The 23288-nt window shown below is 52.0% G+C and carries 22 protein-coding genes; 20 read left to right on the top strand and 2 right to left on the bottom strand.

The window, feature by feature from the left end; translation table 11 throughout:
• Nucleotides 1-2: 2 nt before the first annotated feature.
• From asnC to M987_RS05760, 13 genes are all read left to right on the top strand, one after another.
• Entirely contained in the window at nucleotides 3-461 is a 459-nt protein-coding gene (asnC, locus tag M987_RS05700) for a transcriptional regulator AsnC (RefSeq protein WP_003862383.1), read from the top strand.
• A 90-nt stretch (nucleotides 462-551) separates the two neighbouring features.
• Nucleotides 552-1001, top strand: coding sequence for an FMN-binding protein MioC (gene mioC / locus M987_RS05705; RefSeq protein WP_014072432.1), 450 nt, complete (start codon nucleotides 552-554; stop codon nucleotides 999-1001).
• A gap of 374 nt (nucleotides 1002-1375) precedes the next feature.
• Nucleotides 1376-3265, top strand: a complete 1890-nt coding sequence (gene mnmG, locus M987_RS05710; RefSeq protein WP_014072433.1) for a tRNA uridine-5-carboxymethylaminomethyl(34) synthesis enzyme MnmG — start codon at nucleotides 1376-1378, stop codon at nucleotides 3263-3265.
• A 108-nt stretch (nucleotides 3266-3373) separates the two neighbouring features.
• The gene (gene rsmG / locus M987_RS05715; protein ID WP_014072434.1) at nucleotides 3374-3997 is read left to right on the top strand and encodes a 16S rRNA (guanine(527)-N(7))-methyltransferase RsmG; all 624 of its coding nucleotides are present in this window, start codon (nucleotides 3374-3376) and stop codon (nucleotides 3995-3997) included.
• Between the two features lie 616 nt (nucleotides 3998-4613).
• Nucleotides 4614-4994 (top strand): F0F1 ATP synthase subunit I, encoded by a 381-nt coding sequence (gene atpI / locus M987_RS05720; RefSeq protein WP_008500194.1) that lies wholly within the window; start codon nucleotides 4614-4616, stop codon nucleotides 4992-4994.
• A gap of 8 nt (nucleotides 4995-5002) precedes the next feature.
• Nucleotides 5003-5818: a F0F1 ATP synthase subunit A gene (gene atpB, locus M987_RS05725; RefSeq protein WP_014072435.1), complete on the top strand. Its 816-nt coding sequence runs from the start codon at nucleotides 5003-5005 to the stop codon at nucleotides 5816-5818.
• A 49-nt stretch (nucleotides 5819-5867) separates the two neighbouring features.
• On the top strand, nucleotides 5868-6107 hold the full coding sequence (gene atpE, locus M987_RS05730; RefSeq protein ID WP_000429386.1) for a F0F1 ATP synthase subunit C: 240 nt from the start codon (nucleotides 5868-5870) through the stop codon (nucleotides 6105-6107).
• Nucleotides 6108-6155: 48 nt separating this feature from the next.
• Nucleotides 6156-6626 carry a F0F1 ATP synthase subunit B gene (gene atpF / locus M987_RS05735; protein WP_014072436.1) on the top strand — a complete coding sequence of 157 codons (471 nt, stop codon included), beginning with the start codon at nucleotides 6156-6158 and terminating at the stop codon, nucleotides 6624-6626.
• 14 nt (nucleotides 6627-6640) lie between these two features.
• Nucleotides 6641-7174, top strand: coding sequence for a F0F1 ATP synthase subunit delta (gene atpH / locus M987_RS05740; RefSeq protein WP_003862369.1), 534 nt, complete (start codon nucleotides 6641-6643; stop codon nucleotides 7172-7174).
• Between the two features lie 12 nt (nucleotides 7175-7186).
• On the top strand, nucleotides 7187-8728 hold the full coding sequence (gene atpA / locus M987_RS05745) for a F0F1 ATP synthase subunit alpha (RefSeq protein WP_006808751.1): 1542 nt from the start codon (nucleotides 7187-7189) through the stop codon (nucleotides 8726-8728).
• 51 nt (nucleotides 8729-8779) lie between these two features.
• Nucleotides 8780-9643 (top strand): F0F1 ATP synthase subunit gamma, encoded by an 864-nt coding sequence (atpG, locus tag M987_RS05750; RefSeq protein WP_014072437.1) that lies wholly within the window; start codon nucleotides 8780-8782, stop codon nucleotides 9641-9643.
• A 26-nt stretch (nucleotides 9644-9669) separates the two neighbouring features.
• Nucleotides 9670-11052, top strand: coding sequence for a F0F1 ATP synthase subunit beta (gene atpD, locus M987_RS05755; protein ID WP_014072438.1), 1383 nt, complete (start codon nucleotides 9670-9672; stop codon nucleotides 11050-11052).
• Between the two features lie 20 nt (nucleotides 11053-11072).
• Complete coding sequence (locus M987_RS05760) at nucleotides 11073-11492, top strand: F0F1 ATP synthase subunit epsilon (protein WP_006177560.1); 420 nt, start codon at nucleotides 11073-11075, stop codon at nucleotides 11490-11492.
• A 302-nt stretch (nucleotides 11493-11794) separates the two neighbouring features.
• Here M987_RS05760 and M987_RS05765 read toward each other — a convergent pair whose 3' ends face one another.
• On the bottom strand, nucleotides 11795-13903 hold the full coding sequence (locus tag M987_RS05765) for a right-handed parallel beta-helix repeat-containing protein (RefSeq protein ID WP_014072439.1): 2109 nt from the start codon (nucleotides 13901-13903) through the stop codon (nucleotides 11795-11797).
• A 344-nt stretch (nucleotides 13904-14247) separates the two neighbouring features.
• Between M987_RS05765 and glmU the strand changes: the two genes are divergently transcribed.
• The 7 genes from glmU to phoU all read left to right on the top strand — a co-directional run bounded on the left by glmU (nucleotide 14248) and on the right by phoU (nucleotide 22466).
• On the top strand, nucleotides 14248-15615 hold the full coding sequence (gene glmU / locus M987_RS05770; RefSeq protein ID WP_014072440.1) for a bifunctional UDP-N-acetylglucosamine diphosphorylase/glucosamine-1-phosphate N-acetyltransferase GlmU: 1368 nt from the start codon (nucleotides 14248-14250) through the stop codon (nucleotides 15613-15615).
• A gap of 154 nt (nucleotides 15616-15769) precedes the next feature.
• Entirely contained in the window at nucleotides 15770-17599 is a 1830-nt protein-coding gene (gene glmS, locus M987_RS05775) for a glutamine--fructose-6-phosphate transaminase (isomerizing) (RefSeq protein ID WP_014072441.1), read from the top strand.
• 321 nt (nucleotides 17600-17920) lie between these two features.
• Nucleotides 17921-18961, top strand: a complete 1041-nt coding sequence (gene pstS, locus M987_RS05780; RefSeq protein ID WP_014072442.1) for a phosphate ABC transporter substrate-binding protein PstS — start codon at nucleotides 17921-17923, stop codon at nucleotides 18959-18961.
• Nucleotides 18962-19043: 82 nt separating this feature from the next.
• Entirely contained in the window at nucleotides 19044-20003 is a 960-nt protein-coding gene (gene pstC / locus M987_RS05785; RefSeq protein ID WP_014072443.1) for a phosphate ABC transporter permease PstC, read from the top strand.
• The gene (gene pstA / locus M987_RS05790; protein ID WP_014072444.1) at nucleotides 20003-20893 is read left to right on the top strand and encodes a phosphate ABC transporter permease PstA; all 891 of its coding nucleotides are present in this window, start codon (nucleotides 20003-20005) and stop codon (nucleotides 20891-20893) included. Before pstC ends, pstA begins: the two co-directional genes overlap by 1 nt.
• A 47-nt stretch (nucleotides 20894-20940) precedes the next feature.
• Nucleotides 20941-21714, top strand: a complete 774-nt coding sequence (pstB, locus tag M987_RS05795; protein ID WP_010426574.1) for a phosphate ABC transporter ATP-binding protein PstB — start codon at nucleotides 20941-20943, stop codon at nucleotides 21712-21714.
• Between the two features lie 26 nt (nucleotides 21715-21740).
• Nucleotides 21741-22466: a phosphate signaling complex protein PhoU gene (phoU, locus tag M987_RS05800; RefSeq protein WP_008500182.1), complete on the top strand. Its 726-nt coding sequence runs from the start codon at nucleotides 21741-21743 to the stop codon at nucleotides 22464-22466.
• Between the two features lie 85 nt (nucleotides 22467-22551).
• Here phoU and yieH read toward each other — a convergent pair whose 3' ends face one another.
• Nucleotides 22552-23217: a 6-phosphogluconate phosphatase gene (yieH, locus tag M987_RS05805; protein WP_014072445.1), complete on the bottom strand. Its 666-nt coding sequence runs from the start codon at nucleotides 23215-23217 to the stop codon at nucleotides 22552-22554.
• Nucleotides 23218-23288 lie beyond the last annotated feature (71 nt).

A 23288-nucleotide genomic window follows, 5' to 3' on the forward strand; every position in this document is an offset into this window, starting at 1 on the left:
CTATGGAAAATTATCAGATCGACAATCTGGACCGCGGCATCCTGGAAGCGCTAATGGCCAATGCACGCACCGCCTACGCAGAACTGGCAAAGCAGTTTGGCGTCAGCCCCGGAACCATTCACGTGCGGGTAGAGAAGATGAAACAGGCAGGGATCATTACCGGTGCACGTATCGACGTCAGCCCAAAACAACTGGGTTACGACGTGTGCTGCTTTATTGGCATCATCCTCAAGAGCGCCAAAGATTATCCCTCTGCACTGGAAAAGCTGAACGCACTCGATGAAGTCACCGAGGCGTACTACACCACCGGGCACTACAGCATCTTTATTAAAGTCATGTGCCGATCCATCGATGCGCTCCAGCAGGTACTTATCAACAAGATCCAAACAATCGATGAAATTCAGTCCACCGAGACACTGATCTCCCTGCAAAACCCGATCATGCGGACTATCCGCCCGTGATCGGGCAAATTCATTCCCACATTTTCCACAGGTAGATCCCAGCTCGTTCACAGCGTACAATGGCCGCCTCTTAATATGAGCGAGCGATCAATGGCGGACATTACTCTTATCAGTGGCAGCACCCTGGGCGGCGCGGAATACGTTGCAGAACATCTGGCCGAAAAGCTGGAAGATGCCGGTTTTTCCACGGAAACCCTGCACGGACCGTTACTGGAAGATCTTCCGACTGCCGGGATCTGGCTACTGATCACCTCTACACATGGTGCCGGCGATATCCCGGACAACCTGCAACCTTTATATGACGAACTGCTAGAGCAACAACCCGACCTGTCAGCCGTGCGTTTCGGTGCAGTCGGTATCGGCAGCCGTGAATATGACACCTTCTGTGGTGCAGTAGAGAAAGTAGAAGCCGCAGTGAAGTCATGCGGAGCCAAACAGCTCGGTGAAACGCTGAAGATCAACATCCTCGAACACGATATTCCAGAGGATCCAGCAGAGGTTTGGCTGGAAGAATGGAAAATTTTACTCAAAAACGATTAAAGATCGCGCGAACAGATGTGGATAACTCTGGTTAAAAGCTCGTATTAAGCCGTAGTTATCCCAATAACAACTCGCGTCCCGTTTTTGGCCTGTGCATAAAGTCGCGATCTGATCCCAGCTTATACGGTCCAGGATCACCGATCATTCACAGCAAACGATCCTTTCTAACTGCATGATCTTCTTTGTGAGATCGGACTTACCCACAGGGAGAGTCGATCCTAATAAGAGATCACAATAGAACAGATCTCTAAATAAAAAGATCTTCTTTTTAATAGCCCAGGATCCCAATGCTTTCTCGAAAGACTAAAGTTGAGTAGAATCCACGGCCCGGGCTTCAATCCATTTTCATACCGCTTTACGCGAGGCAGACCACCATGTTTTATCAGGATCCTTTTGACGTCATTATCATTGGCGGGGGTCATGCAGGCACTGAGGCCGCAATGGCCGCAGCGCGAATGGGTCAGCAGACCCTGCTTTTGACACACAATATCGACACGCTTGGACAGATGTCCTGTAATCCGGCGATTGGCGGCATTGGGAAAGGACACCTGGTAAAAGAAGTGGATGCACTTGGCGGCCTGATGGCGAAGGCGATCGATCATGCGGGCATTCAGTTTAGGATACTAAACGCGAGCAAAGGCCCGGCTGTCCGTGCGACCCGAGCCCAGGCAGACCGTGTGCTTTACCGCCAGGCAGTGCGTACCGCACTGGAGAACCAACCGAATCTGATGATCTTCCAGCAAGCGGTGGAAGATCTTATCGTTGAGAACGATCGTGTTGTCGGCGCGGTGACCCAGATGGGCCTCAAATTCCGCGCTAAAGCGGTGGTGCTGACTGTCGGGACATTCCTCGATGGCAAAATCCATATCGGTCTGGATAACTACAGCGGTGGCCGTGCTGGCGATCCACCGTCCATTCCGCTGTCTCGTCGTTTGCGTGAGCTGCCGCTGCGCGTCAGCCGCCTGAAAACCGGTACGCCGCCGCGTATCGATGCCCGAACCATTGATTTCAGCGTGCTGGCACAACAGCATGGTGACAACCCAATGCCGGTGTTCTCGTTCATGGGCAATGCGGCTCAGCATCCGCAGCAGGTGCCGTGCTACATCACGCACACCAACGAAAAAACCCATGACGTGATCCGTAATAACCTCGATCGCAGCCCAATGTATGCCGGCGTGATCGAAGGGATCGGCCCACGTTACTGCCCGTCGATCGAAGACAAAGTGATGCGTTTTGCCGATCGTAATCAGCACCAGATCTTCCTGGAGCCGGAAGGGCTGACCTCTAACGAAATTTATCCGAACGGTATTTCCACCAGCCTGCCGTTTGATGTGCAGATGCAAATTGTTCGCTCAATGCAAGGCATGGAGAACGCTAAAATTGTTCGTCCAGGCTACGCTATTGAATATGATTTCTTCGATCCGCGTGACCTGAAGCCAACCCTGGAGAGTAAGTTCATCCACGGGCTGTTCTTCGCAGGCCAGATCAACGGCACAACTGGTTACGAAGAAGCTGCCGCACAGGGTCTGCTTGCAGGTCTGAACGCCGCGCGCTTCTCTGCCGAGAAAGAGGGCTGGGCTCCGGGTCGTTCCCAGGCTTATCTGGGCGTGCTGGTCGACGATCTTTGTACCCTGGGCACCAAAGAGCCGTACCGTATGTTTACGTCCCGCGCGGAATATCGTCTGATGCTGCGCGAAGACAACGCCGATCTGCGTCTGACCGAAATGGGTCGTGAGCTGGGTCTGGTGGATGACGAACGCTGGGCGCGTTTCAACGAGAAGCTGGAACGCATTGAGCAGGAACGTCAGCGCCTGAAAACAACGTGGGTGAATCCACAGGCAGAGACTGCTGCCGAAGTGAACGCTCACTTGACTGCACCGCTCTCACGCGAAGCCAGCGGTGAAGATTTGCTGCGTCGCCCGGAAGTGACCTATGAGAACCTGGTCAAACTGACCGCGTTCGCGCCGGGTCTTGAAGACGCTGAAGCGGCAGAGCAGGTCGAAATTCAGGTGAAATACGAAGGCTACATCGCGCGTCAGCAGGATGAGATCGAAAAACAGCAGCGTAACGAAAATACGTTGCTGCCGGAAATGCTGGACTATCGCCAAGTGACTGGTCTTTCCAACGAAGTGATCGCCAAGCTTAACGATCATAAGCCTGTGTCGATCGGCCAGGCATCTCGTATCTCCGGCGTCACACCTGCCGCGATTTCGATTCTGCTGGTGTGGTTGAAAAAACAAGGCATGTTGCGCCGCAGCGCGTAAGTGCTAAGAGAATTGCCCGGTGGCGCTGCGCTTACCGGGCCTACATGATCCCGTAGGGCGGGTAAGCGAAGCGCGACCCGCCTTTTAGCATCTCAACAGGTATTCACCGTGCTCAATAAACTCTCTCGTCTGCTGGATGAAGCAGGTATTTCGCTCACTGATCACCAGAAAAATCAGCTGGTGGCCTATGTCGATATGCTGAACAAATGGAACAAAGCGTACAACCTGACTTCCGTACGCGATCCCAACGAGATGCTCGTTCGCCATATTCTCGATAGCATCGTGGTTGCCCCGTATCTGCAAGGTGAGCGCTTTATCGACGTCGGAACGGGTCCGGGCCTGCCTGGTGTGCCGCTGTCGATTGTTCGTCCTGAGAGCCATTTCACGCTGCTGGACAGCCTTGGGAAACGCGTACGTTTCCTGCGCCAGGTGCAGCATGAATTGCAGCTTGATAACATCACACCGGTGCAGAGCAGGGTAGAGGAGTTTCCGGCTGAACCACCGTTTGACGGTGTTATCAGCCGCGCATTTGCATCACTCAACGATATGGTGAGTTGGTGTAAGCATTTGCCTGCGCAAAATGGCCGTTTTTATGCGCTGAAAGGGCAGTTGCCTGCTGAGGAAATTGAACAGCTTCCTGTTGGTTTTTCAGTCGAAACTATTGAGAAATTAAACATTCCTCAGCTCGATGGCGAACGCCATCTGGTGATAATTAAGCCAAACAATTTTTAAAAAATTAATAAAAAATGTGGAATTTGTGCTGTTCTTAGAGTGTTAAAAAACAGCACAACTAACGAGATTTTACTGAAGTTAATTTAACCTTGTTGTTACCGTGGATTTTCTTTGAGTTAACCTAATTGGCATGGTTGCCCTGGAGAATAATCAACCACGAAAATATCAGCCTGCTAAAAGTGAAAAGTGGCAATAAGGTGAGGATGTTAAATATTTATTAAGAATGTCAATAAAAGGTTTTTGTTGTATACAGGGCTGTTTTGAAAAAAGTTACGACAATTTATCTTTAATATCATAAAGATGAAATAAACCGATTTACGTCTTTGATAAATACAACCTTATCGTAAATGTGTATTTTGTGATCTCGTGCACGCTTTATCGTCAACGTTTTCGCGCTGTTTGCAGTTTTGTTGGAAGGCCTGCGGTTTCACGAAAAGTTAAAAAATAGCGGTGGGGAAAAATATTTAAACATTTATTCACCTTTTCGCTACTTAATGTTTGAAATCACGGGGGCGCACCGTATAATTTGTCCGCTTTTTGATGCTTGACTCTGAGCCTTAAAGGACGTTTTATACGACACGCGACATACCTCGAAGGGAGCAGGAGTAAAAACGTGATGTCTGTGTCGCTCTTGAGTAGAAACGTTGCTCGTAAGCTTCTGTTCATTCAGTTTCTGGCTGTGATAGCAAGTGGACTGCTGTTTAGCCTCAAAGACCCCTTCTGGGGCATCTCCGCCGTGTGCGGGGGTTTGGCGGTGGTTTTGCCAAACGTGTTGTTTATGATTTTTGCCTGGCGTCATCAGGCGCATACACCTGCCAAAGGCCGCGTGGCCTGGTCCTTCGCTCTCGGCGAAGTGTGTAAGGTGTTGCTGACCTTTGCTCTACTGGTGATGGCGCTGGCGGTTTTGAAAGTGGTATTCATGCCGCTGATAGCAACGTGGGTTTTGGTGCTGGTGGTACAAGTTCTGGCTCCAGCTGTAATCAACAACAAAGGGTAAAAGGCATCATGGCTTCAGAAAATATGACGCCGCAGGATTACATAGGTCACCATCTGAATAACCTTCAGTTGGACCTGCGTACATTCTCGCTGGTCGATCCGCATAACCCCCCGGCCACCTTCTGGACGATCAACATCGACTCCATGTTCTTCTCGGTGGTTTTGGGTCTTCTGTTCCTGGCCATGTTCCGCGGTGTTGCTAAAAGAGCGACCAGCGGTGTTCCAGGGAAATTCCAGACCTTCATCGAAATGATCATCGGCTTTGTCCATGGCAGCGTGAAAGACATGTACCATGGCAAGAGCAAGCTGATTGCTCCGCTGGCCCTGACCGTGTTCGTTTGGGTATTCCTGATGAACCTGATGGACCTTCTGCCTATCGATTTCATTCCGTGGATTGGCGAACACGTCTTCGGTCTGCCTGCACTGCGCGTGGTTCCGTCTGCTGACGTGAACATCACTCTGTCGATGGCGCTCGGTGTATTCATCCTGATTCTTTTCTACAGCATCAAAATGAAAGGCGTAAGCGGCTTTGTGAAAGAGCTTACCTTGCAGCCGTTCAACCACTGGGCGTTTATTCCGGTCAACCTGATCCTGGAAGGCGTTAGCCTGCTGTCCAAACCTGTTTCACTGGGTCTGCGACTGTTCGGCAACATGTATGCGGGTGAGCTGATTTTCATTCTGATCGCGGGTCTTCTGCCGTGGTGGTCACAGTGGATTCTTAATGTGCCGTGGGCCATTTTCCACATCCTGATCATTACGCTGCAAGCCTTTATCTTCATGGTTCTGACGATTGTCTATCTGTCGATGGCGTCTGAAGAGCACTGATTCTTTACCAACACTACTACGTTTTAATTGAAACAAACTGGAGACTGTCATGGAAAACCTGAATATGGATCTGCTGTACATGGCTGCCGCTGTGATGATGGGTCTGGCGGCTATCGGTGCTGCGATCGGTATCGGCATCCTCGGGGGTAAATTCCTGGAAGGCGCAGCGCGTCAACCGGATCTGATTCCTCTGCTGCGTACTCAGTTCTTTATCGTTATGGGTCTGGTGGATGCTATCCCAATGATCGCTGTAGGTCTGGGTCTGTACGTGATGTTTGCTGTCGCGTAGTAGTAGTTTTAAAACCCTAAGCCACAGAAATTAAAGAGGTATTGTGCTGTGAACATGAACGCAACAATCCTCGGCCAGGCCATCGCGTTTATTCTCTTTGTCTGGTTCTGCATGAAGTATGTATGGCCGCCATTAATGGCTGCCATCGAAAAACGTCAGAAAGAAATTGCTGACGGTCTGGCTTCCGCAGAACGCGCTAAGAAAGATTTGGACCTTGCACAGGCCAACGCGACAGACCAGCTGAAAAAAGCGAAAGCTGAAGCTCAGGTAATCATTGAACAGGCTAACAAACGCCGTTCTCAGATCCTGGACGAAGCCAAAGCTGAAGCAGAACAGGAACGTACTAAGATCGTGACACAAGCTCAGGCTGAAATTGATGCTGAGCGTAAACGTGCTCGTGAAGAACTGCGTAAGCAGGTTGCGATTCTGGCTGTTGCTGGCGCCGAGAAGATCATCGAACGTTCCGTGGATGAAGCTGCTAACAGCGACATCGTGGACAAACTTGTCGCTGAACTGTAAGGAGGGAGGGGCTGATGTCTGAATTTGTTACGGTAGCTCGCCCCTACGCCAAAGCAGCTTTTGACTTTGCTGTCGAACACCAAAATGTCGATCGCTGGCAGAACATGCTGGCGTTTGCCGCTGAGGTGACGAAAAACGAACAAATGGCTGAGTTGCTTTCCGGTGCGTTAGCGCCAGAAACCCTCGCCGCGTCGTTTATCGCCGTGTGCGGGGAGCAGCTGGATGCCAACGGCCAGAACCTGATTAAGGTTATGGCTGAAAACGGTCGTCTGCGTGTGCTCCCGGATGTTCTTGAGCAGTTCGAGCACTTACGTGCCCTTAGTGAAGCAACTGCAGAAGTCGAAGTGACTTCCGCGACTGAACTGAGTGACGAACAGCTTGCGAAAATCACCGCCGCGATGGAAAAACGTCTGTCACGCAAAGTTAAGCTGAATTGCAAAATCGATAAGTCTGTAATGGCAGGCGTAATCATCCGTTCGGGTGATATGGTCATTGATGGCAGCGTACGCGGCCGTCTTGAGCGCCTTGCAGACGTCTTGCAGTCTTAAGGGGACTGGAGCATGCAACTGAATTCCACCGAAATCAGCGAACTGATCAAGCAGCGCATTGCTCAGTTCAGTGTTGTGAGCGAAGCTCATAACGAAGGTACTATTGTTTCTGTAAGTGACGGTGTTATCCGCATTCACGGCCTGGCCGATTGTATGCAGGGTGAAATGATTTCCCTGCCGGGTAACCGTTACGCTATCGCACTGAACCTGGAGCGCGACTCCGTAGGTGCAGTTGTGATGGGTCCATACGCTGACCTCGCCGAAGGCATGAAGGTTAAGTGTACGGGTCGTATTCTGGAAGTTCCGGTTGGCCGTGGCCTGCTGGGTCGTGTTGTTAACACCCTGGGTGCGCCAATCGACGGTAAAGGTCCGGTTGAGCACGATGGCTTCTCTCCAATCGAAGTTATCGCACCGGGCGTTATCGACCGTCAGTCCGTTGATCAGCCAGTACAGACTGGTTATAAGTCCGTTGATGCCATGATCCCAATCGGTCGTGGTCAGCGTGAACTGATCATCGGTGACCGTCAGACCGGTAAAACCGCAATGGCTATCGACGCCATCATCAACCAGCGCGACTCTGGCATCAAATGTGTGTACGTGGCTATCGGCCAGAAAGCGTCCACCATTTCCAACGTTGTTCGCAAACTGGAAGAGCACGGTGCGCTGTCTAACACCATCGTTGTGGTTGCAACTGCTTCTGAATCTGCTGCACTGCAATACCTGGCACCATATGCCGGTTGCGCAATGGGCGAATACTTCCGTGACCGCGGTGAAGATGCACTGATCGTATACGATGACCTGTCTAAACAGGCTGTTGCTTATCGTCAGGTTTCTCTGCTGCTCCGTCGTCCACCAGGACGTGAAGCATTCCCAGGCGACGTATTCTACCTCCACTCTCGTCTGCTGGAGCGTGCTTCCCGCGTTAACGCGGAATACGTTGAAAACTTCACCAAAGGTGAAGTGAAGGGTAAAACCGGTTCTCTGACCGCTCTGCCGATCATCGAAACCCAGGCGGGTGACGTTTCTGCGTTCGTTCCGACCAACGTAATCTCCATTACCGATGGTCAGATCTTCCTGGAAACCAACCTGTTTAACTCCGGTATTCGTCCGGCAGTTAACCCGGGTATCTCGGTATCCCGTGTAGGTGGTGCTGCTCAGACCAAGATCATCAAGAAACTGTCCGGTGGTATCCGTACCGCACTGGCACAGTATCGTGAACTGGCTGCGTTCTCTCAGTTCGCATCCGATCTGGATGAAGCAACCCGTAAACAGCTGAGTCATGGTCAGAAAGTGACCGAACTGCTGAAGCAGAAACAGTACGCTCCAATGTCTGTTGCTCAGCAGGGCCTGGTGCTGTTCGCGGCTGAACGCGGTTACCTCGAAGATGTGGAACTGGCGAAAATCGGTAGCTTCGAAGCCGCTCTGCTGGCTTACGTCGACCGTGATCACGCTCCGCTGATGCAAGAGATCAACCAGACCGGTGGCTACAACGACGAAATCGAAGGCAAGCTGAAAGCTATCCTCGATTCCTTCAAAGCAACCCAGTCCTGGTAATCGTCCGGCGGCTTGTCTTAGGACAAGCCGTCTGGCATTGAGGAGAAGCTCATGGCCGGCGCAAAAGAGATACGTAGTAAGATCGCAAGCGTCCAGAACACGCAGAAGATCACTAAAGCGATGGAGATGGTCGCCGCTTCCAAAATGCGTAAATCGCAGGATCGCATGGCGTCCAGCCGTCCTTATGCAGAAACCATGCGCAAAGTGATTGGTCACCTTGCAAACGGTAATCTGGAATATAAGCACCCTTACCTGGAAGAACGCGACGTTAAGCGCGTGGGCTACCTGGTGGTGTCGACCGACCGTGGTCTGTGTGGCGGCTTGAACATTAACCTGTTCAAAAAACTGCTGGCGGATATGAAAGCATGGTCCGAAAAAGGCGTTCAGTGCGATATCGCAATGATCGGCTCTAAGGGCGTTTCTTTCTTTAACTCCGTTGGTGGCAACATTGTCGCTCAGGTGACCGGTATGGGTGATAACCCGTCCCTGTCCGAACTGATCGGCCCGGTTAAAGTGATGTTGCAGGCCTATGATGAAGGCCGTCTGGACAGACTGTACGTTGTCAGCAACAAATTTATTAACACCATGTCTCAGGTTCCGACGCTCACTCAGATGTTGCCTTTACCGGCATCAGAAGATGGTGAGATGAAGCAGAAAACCTGGGATTACCTGTATGAACCTGATCCGAAACCGCTGCTGGATACCCTGCTGCGTCGTTACGTTGAATCACAGGTTTATCAGGGCGTGGTAGAAAACCTGGCCAGCGAGCAGGCCGCACGTATGGTGGCGATGAAAGCCGCGACCGACAATGGCGGCAGCCTGATTAAAGAGCTGCAGTTGGTATACAACAAAGCTCGTCAGGCCAGCATTACTCAGGAACTCACCGAGATCGTCGGTGGTGCATCCGCGGTATAACCAGGTTAATTCGTAGAGGATTCAAGATGGCTACTGGAAAAATTGTCCAGGTAATCGGCGCCGTGGTTGACGTCGAGTTCCCTCAGGATGCCGTACCGCGCGTGTACGATGCTCTTGAGGTACAGAATGGTAACGAGAGCCTGGTGCTGGAAGTTCAGCAGCAGCTCGGTGGTGGTATCGTGCGTACCATCGCAATGGGTTCTTCCGACGGTCTGCGTCGTGGTCTGGAAGTTAAAGACCTCGAACACCCGATCGAAGTCCCGGTAGGTAAAGCAACACTGGGTCGTATCATGAACGTATTGGGTCACCCAATCGACATGAAAGGCGACATCGGTGAAGAAGAGCGTTGGGCTATCCACCGCGCAGCACCTTCCTACGAAGAGCTGTCAAGCTCTCAGGAACTGCTGGAAACCGGCATCAAAGTTATCGACCTGATGTGTCCGTTTGCGAAGGGCGGTAAAGTTGGTCTGTTCGGTGGTGCGGGTGTTGGTAAAACCGTAAACATGATGGAGCTGATCCGTAACATCGCGATCGAGCACTCCGGTTACTCCGTGTTTGCAGGTGTTGGTGAGCGTACTCGTGAGGGTAACGACTTCTACCACGAAATGACTGACTCCAACGTTCTGGACAAAGTATCCCTGGTTTACGGTCAGATGAACGAGCCACCAGGAAACCGTCTGCGCGTTGCGCTGACTGGCCTGACTATGGCTGAGAAATTCCGTGACGAAGGTCGTGACGTTCTGCTGTTCGTTGATAACATCTACCGTTATACCCTGGCCGGTACTGAAGTATCAGCACTGCTGGGCCGTATGCCTTCAGCGGTAGGTTATCAGCCAACTCTGGCAGAAGAGATGGGTGTTCTTCAGGAACGTATCACCTCGACCAAAACCGGTTCTATCACCTCCGTTCAGGCGGTATACGTACCTGCGGATGACTTGACTGACCCATCACCAGCAACCACCTTTGCTCACTTAGATGCAACCGTGGTACTGAGCCGTCAGATCGCGTCTCTGGGTATCTACCCAGCCGTTGACCCGCTGGACTCCACCAGCCGTCAGCTGGATCCACTGGTTGTTGGCCAGGAACACTACGACACCGCGCGTGGCGTACAGTCCCTGCTGCAACGTTACCAGGAACTGAAAGACATCATCGCCATCCTGGGTATGGATGAACTGTCTGAAGAAGACAAACTGGTGGTAGCACGCGCTCGTAAGATCCAGCGCTTCCTGTCCCAGCCGTTCTTCGTTGCGGAAGTATTCACCGGTTCTCCGGGTAAATACGTTTCCCTGAAAGACACCATCCGTGGCTTTAAAGGCATCATGGAAGGCGAATACGATCACCTGCCAGAGCAGGCGTTCTACATGGTTGGTTCCATCGACGAAGCCGTGGAAAAAGCCAAAAAACTTTAACGCCTTAATCGGAGGGTGATATGGCAATGACTTACCACCTGGACGTCGTCAGCGCAGAGCAACAAATGTTCTCTGGTCTGGTCGAGAAAATCCAGGTAACGGGTAGTGAAGGTGAACTGGGTATCTTCCCAGGTCACGCACCGCTGCTCACCGCCATTAAGCCTGGTATGATCCGCATCGTTAAACAGTTCGGTCATGAAGAGTTTATCTATCTGTCCGGCGGCATTCTCGAAGTGCAGCCAGGCAGTGTGACCGTTCTGGCCGATACCGCTATCCGTGGCCAGGATCTCGACGAAGCGCGAGCCCTGGAATCGAAGCGTAAGGCTGAAGAGCACATTAGCAGCTCTCATGGTGACGTGGATTACGCTCAGGCGTCTGCGGAGCTGGCCAAAGCGATCGCGAAACTGCGCGTTATCGAGTTGACCAAAAAAGCGATGTAACACCGGCTTGAAAAGCACAAAAGCCAGTCTGGTTTCAGACTGGCTTTTTTTATGGTTTTGTTTCAGTAAAAGTGAAACTGAAAAGCTGTTTTATTATTTTGTGATTTACATCACAAAAATGTTGATCGGTTAAAAAATGAGGCGTAGACTTCTTTTTTGTGAAGTGTGTCACAAAATAAACCTCAATAATTCAGGATACCATCATGAAACTGGTCAACAAAATCATCGCTCTTTTCAGCAACATGAACGTTTCTTTCGGTACGTTCAACCACTAATCCGCTGAATGCCGAGTGGCGCCACGCTTACCGTTGTGTGATAAGCGAAGCGCCATCTGGCAGGATCTCTCCACTGCCGTTTACGCTCTTCCCTTTCACGATAAAATAGTTCGACTTATCAATATTCCCCACCACCGCATCGTCGTATAAGCCTTGTTGCGTCCGCACCGATTTATTGCCGCTAAACACTCCCTGGGTTGATGCATCGCCGTATGGGCTGGGCCGGAAGATGAAATTAAAGCGCAGATTGTCCACCGCAACGTTATTGGCCACCACCAGCGCGCCAGGATTGAAGTTGTCAGTAAAACCATCCAGATGATTGCCAATGGCCTTACTGTTGCGAACCTCATGCGCAACCGGCTGCCCTTCGCCGCCAAGTTTGAAACCGTTACTGGTGTTATTGCGGGCAATTGAATTCTCGATCACCACAACGCCATTTGCACCGTCCTCAATCTTGTTGAACAGGTCAAAGCCGTCATCGATATTGTCATGGGAATAGCAGTTTTCCAGGCGGTTCCCCTCCCCCACGCGCATTTTGACGGCAAAACCATCTGCGTTGATTTTCCCTGGATCCTCATTGGCATACGACTCTGAATCCATTATCCGGTTATAGCTGGCCCACAGTGGGCGACCAATATTTTCCGGGGAGGATATCTGGATCCCGGTATCGTCATTGCGGTAAGCCGTGACGTTTTCGATAAGGTTATGGCTGCCCTGCACCCGCAGGCTTTTATCCGTTATCTCAATACCGTTGATATGCCAGTAGCTCGCGTCCACCAGCAAACCCTTTATCACCGCTTTGCCGTCCGCCTGAAGCGTTTTTACCTTATCCGGGCTGCCGCTGGCTGAAAGCGGGATAGCGCTTCGCGGATACTCGCCTGCCTGTAAAACGATTTTCCCACCCACAGGGAGCAGATTTATTGCGGTCATTAAATCCATCGGCGCACTTTTACTGCCTTCTGCACCGGCTTTCCCCTCAGGCGAGGCATAGAGCGTTGTTGTCGCATTGTCTGCGAGTTTTTCCACGCTGAATTGGGTTGCCACCGGGGATGCATTCTCTGTGCTGGTGGGGGTGAAGGTAAGACGAAAATCATTCTTTTCCCCGAGCGTAGCAGGCAGTGTGTACATCTCCCCCGCTTTCACCGGTTTATCGTTACCGATCACCACTTCATTTTGCCAGACGCTGAAAACGCCATCGTAGTTTGCGCGTGCCTGTACCAGATACTGCGCAGAGGTGCTCTGGCTGCCGGAAGCAAGTTGCACCACAACAGGTAGCGCTTTGGCCTGCCAGGGGGCAGATTCAAGAGTATGCGCCTGGGATGTGGTAAGCGATGCACTCGTAACGGTGATTTTGGCATTGCGGGAGGCGAAAAAACCGACGTAATAGTGAGCGCTGTCCTGTACTGAGATCAGGTCTGCGCGAGGCACGCTCTTACTCACCCATTCATCGCTGCCTGCGGGCGCCCAGGAGGTAATAAACCCGCTATCGGTGCGCTCAAGCCTGAGGCGGAATTCCGGTGTTTGCTGTAAATCCACCTCCTCTTTATAACTCTGCTTCTTGATTTCGGCTCCGGCATTCCCCCACGGATGAGAGATCCCTTCACGCGTAATGGCTTGCAGTTTTATCCGGTGATGATCTTTTTTATCCTGCGTCATAATGGCATTCATCACCTGGTTGGATGCCGCAGGGAACTCCTCATAGCCCGCTTTAAGCGGCTGTTGGCGCGGTACGCCGATGATGTCACGCACCAGCAGTCCGGCCCCTTCCTGCGCGGCCGGTTTGGCTCCGTTTTCCGGGCCAAACTGATCCACTTTGACGGTGGCCTGTAAGACAAAGTTTTCCCCTGAAGGAAGCGTGGTATAGAAAAAGGTTAGACCGTCGTGGGAATTTGCTATTTTCCCGCCCCGGCTTTCAATCGTGACGGGTTTTGACAGATCAACGGCATCCTGTGGCGTGAGTTTTTTCTCGCCGAGGGTGACATCGTTTACGCCGATTTTATCGGGCAGTACGTTTGAGGAAAAATTCATGTCCGTTGACTGCCCGAAGGCTATCGCTTTCCAGACATGCTCAGGCTCTGCGGCCGAAGCGGTGAAGGTGCTACACATCATTAGAGCCAGAGGTATTTTATAGTTCATCTTATTCTCCTGAGTAATAATTGAGCGTCATTATCATAAAGATGAAACGGTGTTTCTTTTTTCTCTGTCACATTATTCGATTATTAAAACTACGTTTTGATTTTGGCTTATCTTTATTCATGAGGCGAAAGAACAGCTAAGCTGTTGTGACAGCTTGCGACTTACCGCGAGAATGCTATTTTCAAGAGAAAAAGTGATTTACTCGGCCCTAAAAAGTATCCTCAAATAGCCCGTAAAGCCTTGGGTTGAGCGTTTTAGCGGCATTCCATTTTATGGCGCAAAATATGTAGAATTTTCAACGTCAAAGGGTTTTACTTCTCACTCAAATTACAGTCAGGACGCGTATGTTGAACAATACGATGAGCGTGGTCATCCTTGCCGCTGGCAAAGGCACCCGCATGTATTCCGATCTTCCGAAGGTGCTGCACACCCTGGCAGGAAAGCCTATGGTGCAGCATGTCATTGATGCCGCTAATGATCTCGGTGCCCGCCAGGTACACCTGGTTTACGGCCACGGCGGCGATCTGTTAAAGAAAACGCTGCGTGATGACAAACTGAATTGGGTACTTCAGGCTGAACAACTGGGTACTGGCCATGCGATGCAGCAGGCTGCCCCGTTCTTCGCGGACGATGAAGACATTCTGATGCTGTACGGCGATGTACCGCTGATTTCCGTCGAAACCCTGACTCGCCTGCGTGAAGCGAAACCGCAGGGCGGTATTGGTTTGTTAACCGTGGTACTGGACGATCCGAGCGGCTATGGCCGTATCACCCGTGAAAATGGCAACGTAACGGGTATCGTTGAGCACAAAGATGCCAGCGACGCCCAGCGTCAGATCCAGGAAATCAATACCGGCATCCTGATTGCCAACGGCGCAGACATGAAACGCTGGCTGTCGAAACTGACCAACAACAACGCTCAGGGTGAATATTACATCACCGATATTATTGCTCTGGCGTATCACGAAGGCCGTGAGATTGCCGCTGTACACCCGGCCCGCATTAGCGAAACCGATGGTGTAAACAACCGCCTGCAACTTTCCCGCCTGGAGCGTATTTACCAGTCTGAACAGGCGGAAAAACTGCTGCTGGCAGGCGTTATGCTGAACGATCCGGCGCGTTTTGATCTGCGCGGTACCCTATCTCACGGGCGCGATGTTGAGATTGATACTAACGTTATCCTTGAAGGCAATGTGACCCTTGGCCATCGCGTCAAAATTGGCACGGGTTGCGTGATTAAAAACAGCGTCATTGGTGACAACTGCGAAATCAGCCCCTACAGCGTGGTGGAAGATGCCCATCTGGAAGCGGCGTGTACCATTGGTCCGTTTACGCGCCTGCGCCCTGGCGCTGAGCTGCTGGAAGGCGCGCATGTGGGTAACTTCGTCGAAATGAAAAAAGCGCGGCTGGGTAAAGGCTCTAAAGCTGGTCATTTGACCTATCTGGGCGATGCAGAGATTGGCGATAACGTGAATATTGGTGCAGGTACAATCACCTGTAACTACGACGGTGCGAATAAGTTTAAAACCATCATTGGTGATGATGTGTTTGTCGGCTCCGATACGCAGCTGGTGGCACCTGTTACCGTTGGTAATGGCGTGACTATTGCCGCAGGAACGACCGTCACGCGCGATGTGGCCGATAACGAGCTGGTGTTAAGCCGCGTGCCGCAGGTTCACAAGCAGGGCTGGAAACGCCCGGTGAAGAAGTAACAAATTTTCGGGGTGAGGGGATAAAATAATCCTCCCCCCATCAGCAGTACCCATAAATATAACCCCACTCTCTACAAGGCTCGGGGCGCCCGAAAAGGGCAACAACAGGTCAGCGACAACGCATGGCAAAACGCCATAATCAGGAAATCTAACTATGTGTGGAATTGTTGGAGCAGTTGCGCAGCGTGATATTGCTGAAATCCTTCTCGAAGGTTTACGTCGTCTGGAATACCGTGGCTATGACTCTGCTGGTCTGGCTGTGGTGGATGCAGAAGGTCAAATGACCCGTTTGCGTCGTCTGGGTAAAGTGCAGATCCTGGCGCAAGCGGCGGAAGAACATCCGCTGCACGGCGGCACAGGTATCGCGCATACCCGCTGGGCGACGCACGGCGAACCCTCCGAAGGTAACGCGCACCCGCATGTGTCTGAACACATTGTTGTAGTGCATAACGGCATTATCGAAAACCACGAACCACTCCGTGAAGTGCTGAAAGCACGCGGTTATACCTTCGTGTCTGAAACCGACACCGAAGTTATTGCTCACCTGGTTCACTGGGAGCTGGAACAGGGCGGCACACTGCGTGATGCGGTGCTGCGTGCTATTCCTCAGCTGCGCGGCGCATACGGTACGGTGATCATGGATTCCCGTGACCCGAGCACACTGCTTGCTGCACGTTCCGGTAGCCCAATGGTTATCGGCCTTGGAATGGGTGAAAACTTCATCGCATCCGATCAGCTGGCGCTGCTGCCAGTGACCCGTCGCTTTATCTTCCTGGAAGAGGGCGATATTGCTGAAGTGACGCGCCGTTCCGTGTCTATCTTTGATAAAGCCGGTACGCAGATTAATCGCCAGGAAATTGAATCCAACCTGCAATATGACGCAGGCGATAAAGGCGCGTACCGTCACTACATGCAGAAAGAGATTTACGAGCAGCCGAACGCCATCAAAAACACCCTGACCGGGCGTATTAGCCACGGCGAAGTGGATCTGAGCGAGTTGGGCGACAATGCGAACGAGCTCTTGTCGAAGGTTGAGCATATTCAAATCGTTGCCTGCGGGACGTCGTATAACTCCGGCATGGTGTCGCGCTACTGGTTTGAATCGCTGGCGGATGTGCCATGCGATGTGGAAATTGCCTCTGAATTCCGTTACCGCAAATCCGCAGTGCGCCGTAATAGCCTGATGATCACCCTTTCCCAGTCTGGCGAAACGGCAGATACCCTGGCTGCGCTGCGTCTGTCCAAAGAGCTGGGCTATCTTGGCTCTCTGGCGATTTGTAACGTCCCTGGCTCCTCGCTGGTACGTGAATCCGACCTGGCGCTGATGACGAACGCGGGCACGGAAATTGGTGTGGCGTCGACGAAAGCCTTCACGACTCAGCTGACCGTGCTGCTGATGCTGGTGGCGAAACTGGCGCGTCTGAAAGGGCTGGATGCCGCTGTTGAGCAGAACATTGTTCATGGCTTGCAGGCTTTGCCGAGCCGTATTGAGCAGATGCTGTCTCAGGACAAACGTATTGAGCAGTTGGCTGAAGATTTCTCTGACAAACATCACGCGCTGTTCCTGGGGCGTGGCGATCAGTATCCGATTGCGCTGGAAGGTGCGCTGAAGCTGAAAGAGATCTCATACATCCACGCAGAAGCCTATGCGGCAGGTGAGCTGAAACACGGCCCGCTGGCGCTGATTGATGCGGATATGCCGGTTATCGTCGTTGCACCAAACAACGAACTGCTGGAAAAACTGAAGTCCAACATTGAAGAAGTGCGCGCCCGTGGCGGCGTACTGTACGTCTTTGCTGACAAGGATGCCGGTTTCACCAGCAACGACAACATGCACATCATTGAGATGCCGCATGTGGAAGAGGTGATTGCACCTATCTTCTACACCGTTCCGCTGCAATTACTGGCTTATCACGTTGCGCTTATCAAAGGCACCGACGTTGACCAGCCGCGTAACCTGGCGAAATCTGTAACGGTTGAATAATCCTCTCAGGCTCCACCTTCGGGTGGAGCTTTTTTACCCTTCCTGGTTTGTTTTTAATCAACTCTTTCCCGTTTTTATTTATGACAATCTGTCATCTTCAGCTACTTTTTTCAGTGTCACATAAAGAAAATATTACTGAAAACGTACTGTCATGTTGGTGGCTAACTAATTGATATTGAATGTTAGTTTTGCTTATTTTTAAGTGAAACTTTCAATGTCATAAAACTGTCATAATTCGTACATTTATCTGTCACCTGTTTGTCCTATTTTGCTCATCGTAGCCACTAAACAACGATTTACGAAAATCTTGCAGGAGACATTATGAAAGTTATGCGTACCACTGTCGCAACTGTTGTCGCCGCGACCTTATCTCTGAGCGCTTTCTCTGTATTCGCAGAAGCAAGCCTGACTGGCGCCGGTGCAACCTTCCCTGCGCCGGTGTATGCCAAATGGGCAGATACCTACCAGAAAGAAACTGGTAACAAGGTTAACTACCAGGGTATCGGCTCCTCCGGTGGCGTTAAACAAATTACCGCTAACACCGTTGATTTCGGCGCATCAGATGCTCCACTGACTGATGAAAAACTGGCTCAGGAAGGCCTGTTCCAGTTCCCTACCGTTATCGGTGGTGTGGTTCTGGCAATCAACCTGCCGGGCGTGAAGTCTGGTGAGCTGGTGCTGGACGGCAAAACACTGGGTGACATCTACCTGGGCAAAATCAAAAAATGGGATGACGAAGCTATTGCTAAACTCAACCCAGGCCTGAAACTGCCTTCTCAGAACATCGCTGTGGTTCGCCGCGCAGATGGTTCTGGTACCTCTTTCGTCTTCACCAGCTACCTGGCGAAAGTGAACGAAGAGTGGAAATCTAAAGTCGGTTCTGGCTCTACCGTTAACTGGCCAACCGGTCTGGGCGGTAAAGGTAACGACGGTATCGCGGCATTCGTACAGCGTCTGCCAGGCTCTATCGGTTACGTAGAATACGCTTACGCTAAGCAGAACAACCTGGCTTACACCAAGCTGCTGTCTGCTGACGGCAAGCCAGTAAGCCCGACTGAAGAGAACTTTGCTAACGCGGCTAAAGGCGCTGACTGGAGCAAATCCTTCGCACAGGATCTGACTAACCAGAAAGGCGAAGGCGCATGGCCAATCACCTCTACCACGTTCATTCTGGTTCACAAAGAGCAGAAGAAACCTGAACAGGGTACTGAAGTGCTGAAGTTCTTCGACTGGGCATACAAAAACGGCAACAAACAGGCTAACGACCTGGATTACGCCAGCCTGCCGGACAGCGTGGTTGAGCAGATTCGTGCTGCATGGAAAACCAACGTGAAAGACAGCAGCGGTAAAGCGCTGTACTAACAGGATATTTTTGACGAAGATGGCGGGTGGCGTGAGCTAACCCGCCAGTATTCGTGAAACGTCTTTAACAGAAGAGTGATTTATGGCTGCAACCAAGCCTGCATTTAACCCTCCGGGTAAAAAAGGTGACATAATTTTCAGCGTGCTGGTAAAACTGGCTGCGCTGATTGTGCTATTGCTGCTGGGCGGCATTATCGTGTCCCTGATTTTCTCATCCTGGCCGAGCATCCAGAAATTTGGATTCTCTTTCCTGTGGACTAAAGAGTGGGATGCGCCGAACGAAATCTTCGGTGCGCTGGTACCAATTTACGGCACACTGGTGACCTCGTTCATCGCTCTGCTGATTGCGGTTCCGGTGAGCTTTGGTATTGCCCTTTTCCTGACGGAACTGGCACCAGGCTGGCTAAGACGTCCGCTCGGTATTGCGATTGAACTCCTGGCGGCGATTCCAAGTATCGTTTACGGCATGTGGGGTCTGTTCATCTTTGCTCCGCTGTTCGCAACCTACTTCCAGGAGCCGGTCGGTAATGTCCTCTCTGCGATCCCGTTTGTAGGCGCCCTGTTTGCCGGCCCAGCATTCGGTATCGGTATTCTGGCCGCAGGTGTGATCCTCGCCATCATGATTATCCCGTACATTGCGGCCGTTATGCGCGATGTCTTCGAACAAACCCCGGTGATGATGAAAGAGTCGGCCTACGGCATCGGCTGCACCACCTGGGAAGTTATCTGGCGCATCGTTCTTCCGTTCACCAAAAATGGGGTGATCGGGGGCGTCATGCTGGGATTAGGTCGTGCACTGGGTGAAACCATGGCGGTGACCTTTATCATCGGTAATACCTACCAGCTCGACAGCGCATCGCTGTTCATGCCGGGTAACAGCATTACCTCTGCACTGGCGAACGAATTTGCCGAAGCAGAATCCGGACTGCACGTTGCTGCATTGATGGAGCTGGGTCTGATCCTGTTTGTTATCACCTTCATTGTTCTGGCGATTTCCAAGCTGATGATTATGCGTCTCGCTAAAAATGAGGGGGCACGCTAATGGCGACTCTCGAAATGCAAAGCACCGCTGAGCTGGCGGAATCCCGCCGTAAAATGCAGGCTAAGCGCCGTCTGAAAAACCGTATTGCGCTCACGCTCTCGATGGGGACGATGGCATTCGGTCTGTTCTGGCTAGTCTGGATCCTCTTCTCTACCGTTGTGCGCGGTATTGATGGCATGTCGCTGGCGCTGTTCACCGAGATGACACCACCACCGAACACGGCGGGTGGCGGCCTGGCTAACGCCCTGGCGGGTAGCGGCCTGTTGATCCTGTGGGCGACCATCTTCGGTACGCCGTTGGGGATTATGGCGGGTATCTACCTGGCAGAATACGGACGCAAATCCTGGCTGGCAGAAGTCATTCGCTTCATCAACGACATTCTGCTCTCTGCACCTTCTATCGTGGTCGGCCTGTTCGTGTACACCATTGTGGTGGCGCAGATGGAGCACTTCTCCGGCTGGGCGGGAGTTATTGCGCTGGCGCTGTTGCAGGTGCCCATCGTCATCCGTACCACCGAGAACATGCTGAAACTGGTGCCGGACAGCCTGCGTGAAGCGGCTTATGCACTGGGGACACCAAAATGGAAAATGATCTCCGCGATTACGCTAAAAGCGTCAATCTCCGGGATTATGACCGGTATCCTGCTGGCCGTTGCCCGTATAGCGGGTGAAACGGCTCCGCTGCTGTTTACGTCGCTCTCCAACCAGTTCTGGAGCACGGACATGATGCAGCCGATCGCCAACCTGCCGGTGACCATCTTTAAATTTGCGATGAGCCCGTTCGCGGAGTGGCAGCAGCTGGCCTGGGCCGGGGTGCTGATCATTACCCTTTGCGTACTGTTGCTGAACATTCTGGCGCGCGTCATTTTCGCGAAGAAGAAACACGGTTAATTTTTTACGGCGCGGCACATCGCGGCGTCGAATGAGGAAATGAGTCAATGAGTATGGTTGATACTGCCCCGGGTAAGATTCAGGTTCGTGATTTGAACTTCTACTACGGCAAATTCCATGCCCTGAAGAATATCAACCTGGATATCGCGAAGAACCAGGTCACGGCATTCATCGGTCCATCTGGCTGTGGTAAATCCACCCTGCTGCGTACCTTTAACAAGATGTATTCGCTTTATCCGGAACAGCGCGCAGAAGGCGAGATCATTCTGGATGGCGAAAACATTCTGACCCAGGCCCAGGATATCGCCCTGCTGCGTGCGAAAGTGGGCATGGTGTTCCAGAAGCCGACGCCGTTCCCGATGTCGATTTACGACAACATCGCCTTTGGCGTGCGCCTGTTTGAAAAGCTTTCCCGCGCCGATATGGACGAGCGTGTGCAGTGGGCTTTGACCAAGGCCGCATTATGGAACGAAACCAAAGATAAGTTGCACCAGAGCGGTTACTCTCTCTCCGGTGGTCAGCAGCAGCGTCTGTGCATTGCGCGTGGTATCGCCATTCGCCCGGAAGTGTTGCTGCTGGATGAGCCGTGTTCAGCTTTGGACCCGATCTCAACCGGTCGTATTGAAGAGCTGATCACCGAGCTGAAGCAGGATTACACCGTGGTTATCGTGACCCACAACATGCAGCAGGCTGCGCGTTGCTCCGATCACACGGCGTTTATGTACCTGGGCGAGTTGATTGAGTTCAGCGATACGGACGCGCTGTTCACCAGGCCCGCGAAGAAACAAACCGAAGATTATATTACTGGCCGCTACGGTTGATTTGCCTCAGTGCATGTGGAGAAACCATGGACAACCTCAATCTTAATAAACACATTTCCGGCCAGTTCAACGCAGAGCTGGAAAGCATTCGCACCCAGGTGATGACCATGGGTGGCATGGTCGAGCAGCAGCTTTCTGATGCGATCACGGCAATGCACAACCAGGACAGCGAACTGGCGAAACGCGTTATCGAAGGCGACAAAAACGTCAACATGATGGAAGTGGCGATCGACGAAGCCTGCGTACGCATTATCGCAAAACGTCAGCCGACGGCGAGCGATCTGCGCCTGGTGATGGCGATTATCAAAACCATCGCCGAGCTGGAACGTATTGGTGATGTTGCGGATAAAATCTGCCGCACCGCGCTGGAGAAGTTCTCTCAGCAGCACCAGCCGCTGCTGGTGAGCCTGGAGTCGCTGGGTCGCCACACCGTGCAGATGCTGCACGACGTGCTGGATGCCTTTGCGCGTATGGATCTGGACGAAGCGGTACGTATCTATCGTGAAGACAAGAAAGTCGACCAGGAATACGAAGGCATTGTGCGTCAGCTGATGACCTACATGATGGAAGATTCACGTACGATCCCAAGCGTACTGACCGCATTGTTCTGTGCGCGCTCTATCGAGCGTATCGGCGACCGCTGCCAGAACATTTGTGAATACATCTTCTACTTCGTGAAAGGTCAGGATTTCCGTCACGTGGGCGGCGATGAGCTGGACAAGCTGCTGGCAGGTAAAGATCCGAAAGAGTGATGTTTGTGGCGGGTGGCGCTAGCGCTTACCCGCCCTACGAGCCTTGTAGGCCGGATAAGCGTTAGCGCCATCCGGCTTTGTTTTTTCAGCGAGTAATATCCCATCCCCGCGCCTTCCACAGATCCGGCAGTTGAGCCAGATCGGTAAAGGTCGTTACTTTTGGATGATCGATCGGTTTGTTGTGTGGATCGGCACAGAAGTAAAACACTTCCATTCCTGCATCAATCCCTGACTGCGCGCCCGCAGACGAGTCATCCACCAGAATGCAGTTTTCTACGTTGACGTTCATTGCCTTCGCCGCGTGGAACATCAGCGCCGGATCTGGCTTCCAGCGCTGGATATCGTAGCCGCTGAACAGTTTTTCCGGGAAATGGTGCAACATCTCAAGCTTGCCCAGCGAGTGCTGCATTTTGCTGACCGGACCGTTGGATACCACGCAGATTGGCACTGTCATCGCATCCAGAAGCGCATTTGCCCCGGAAATGACCTCCAGCTCCGAGTCGAACAGGCGTGCGACTTCGGCGCGGTACACCGGCTCCAGAGCGTCTTTTGCCAAAGCTACGCCGTGTTCTTCGTTAATGATGTCGATGATCTCGTACAGTTTCACACCCTTAAAGCGTTTGAACACCTCTTCGAGATCGAGCGTAATGCCAAATTCCTGGAACATGGCGACATACGCACGGGAACAAATGACCTCACTGTCGACAAGCGTACCGTCGCAGTCGAAAAATACCGCCTCAATTCCGGACATGCCTTTCCCTTTTAACAAGTTTAACGTTTACGTGGTGCAGTTTTACGACACGCAATCGTTGCCGTATAAGC

The sequence above is a fragment of the Enterobacter soli ATCC BAA-2102 genome (genome assembly GCF_001654845.1).
Classification (GTDB): Bacteria; Pseudomonadota; Gammaproteobacteria; order Enterobacterales; family Enterobacteriaceae; genus Enterobacter; species Enterobacter soli.

What these genes read in the sequence shown, in the direction of transcription:
- pstC (WP_014072443.1), top strand. Translation starts at nt 19,044, where the DNA reads ATGGCTGCAACCAAGCCTGCATTTAACCCTCCGGGTAAAAAAGGTGAC.
- phoU (WP_008500182.1), top strand. Translation starts at nt 21,741, where the DNA reads ATGGACAACCTCAATCTTAATAAACACATTTCCGGCCAGTTCAACGCA.
- pstA (WP_014072444.1), top strand. Translation starts at nt 20,003, where the DNA reads ATGGCGACTCTCGAAATGCAAAGCACCGCTGAGCTGGCGGAATCCCGC.
- M987_RS05765 (WP_014072439.1), bottom strand. Translation starts at nt 13,903, where the DNA reads ATGAACTATAAAATACCTCTGGCTCTAATGATGTGTAGCACCTTCACC.
- atpI (WP_008500194.1), top strand. Translation starts at nt 4,614, where the DNA reads ATGTCTGTGTCGCTCTTGAGTAGAAACGTTGCTCGTAAGCTTCTGTTC.
- glmS (WP_014072441.1), top strand. Translation starts at nt 15,770, where the DNA reads ATGTGTGGAATTGTTGGAGCAGTTGCGCAGCGTGATATTGCTGAAATC.
- atpG (WP_014072437.1), top strand. Translation starts at nt 8,780, where the DNA reads ATGGCCGGCGCAAAAGAGATACGTAGTAAGATCGCAAGCGTCCAGAAC.
- M987_RS05760 (WP_006177560.1), top strand. Translation starts at nt 11,073, where the DNA reads ATGGCAATGACTTACCACCTGGACGTCGTCAGCGCAGAGCAACAAATG.
- pstS (WP_014072442.1), top strand. Translation starts at nt 17,921, where the DNA reads ATGAAAGTTATGCGTACCACTGTCGCAACTGTTGTCGCCGCGACCTTA.
- glmU (WP_014072440.1), top strand. Translation starts at nt 14,248, where the DNA reads ATGTTGAACAATACGATGAGCGTGGTCATCCTTGCCGCTGGCAAAGGC.
- atpA (WP_006808751.1), top strand. Translation starts at nt 7,187, where the DNA reads ATGCAACTGAATTCCACCGAAATCAGCGAACTGATCAAGCAGCGCATT.
- pstB (WP_010426574.1), top strand. Translation starts at nt 20,941, where the DNA reads ATGAGTATGGTTGATACTGCCCCGGGTAAGATTCAGGTTCGTGATTTG.
- asnC (WP_003862383.1), top strand. Translation starts at nt 3, where the DNA reads ATGGAAAATTATCAGATCGACAATCTGGACCGCGGCATCCTGGAAGCG.
- yieH (WP_014072445.1), bottom strand. Translation starts at nt 23,217, where the DNA reads ATGTCCGGAATTGAGGCGGTATTTTTCGACTGCGACGGTACGCTTGTC.
- atpD (WP_014072438.1), top strand. Translation starts at nt 9,670, where the DNA reads ATGGCTACTGGAAAAATTGTCCAGGTAATCGGCGCCGTGGTTGACGTC.
- atpB (WP_014072435.1), top strand. Translation starts at nt 5,003, where the DNA reads ATGGCTTCAGAAAATATGACGCCGCAGGATTACATAGGTCACCATCTG.
- atpE (WP_000429386.1), top strand. Translation starts at nt 5,868, where the DNA reads ATGGAAAACCTGAATATGGATCTGCTGTACATGGCTGCCGCTGTGATG.
- atpH (WP_003862369.1), top strand. Translation starts at nt 6,641, where the DNA reads ATGTCTGAATTTGTTACGGTAGCTCGCCCCTACGCCAAAGCAGCTTTT.
- mioC (WP_014072432.1), top strand. Translation starts at nt 552, where the DNA reads ATGGCGGACATTACTCTTATCAGTGGCAGCACCCTGGGCGGCGCGGAA.
- mnmG (WP_014072433.1), top strand. Translation starts at nt 1,376, where the DNA reads ATGTTTTATCAGGATCCTTTTGACGTCATTATCATTGGCGGGGGTCAT.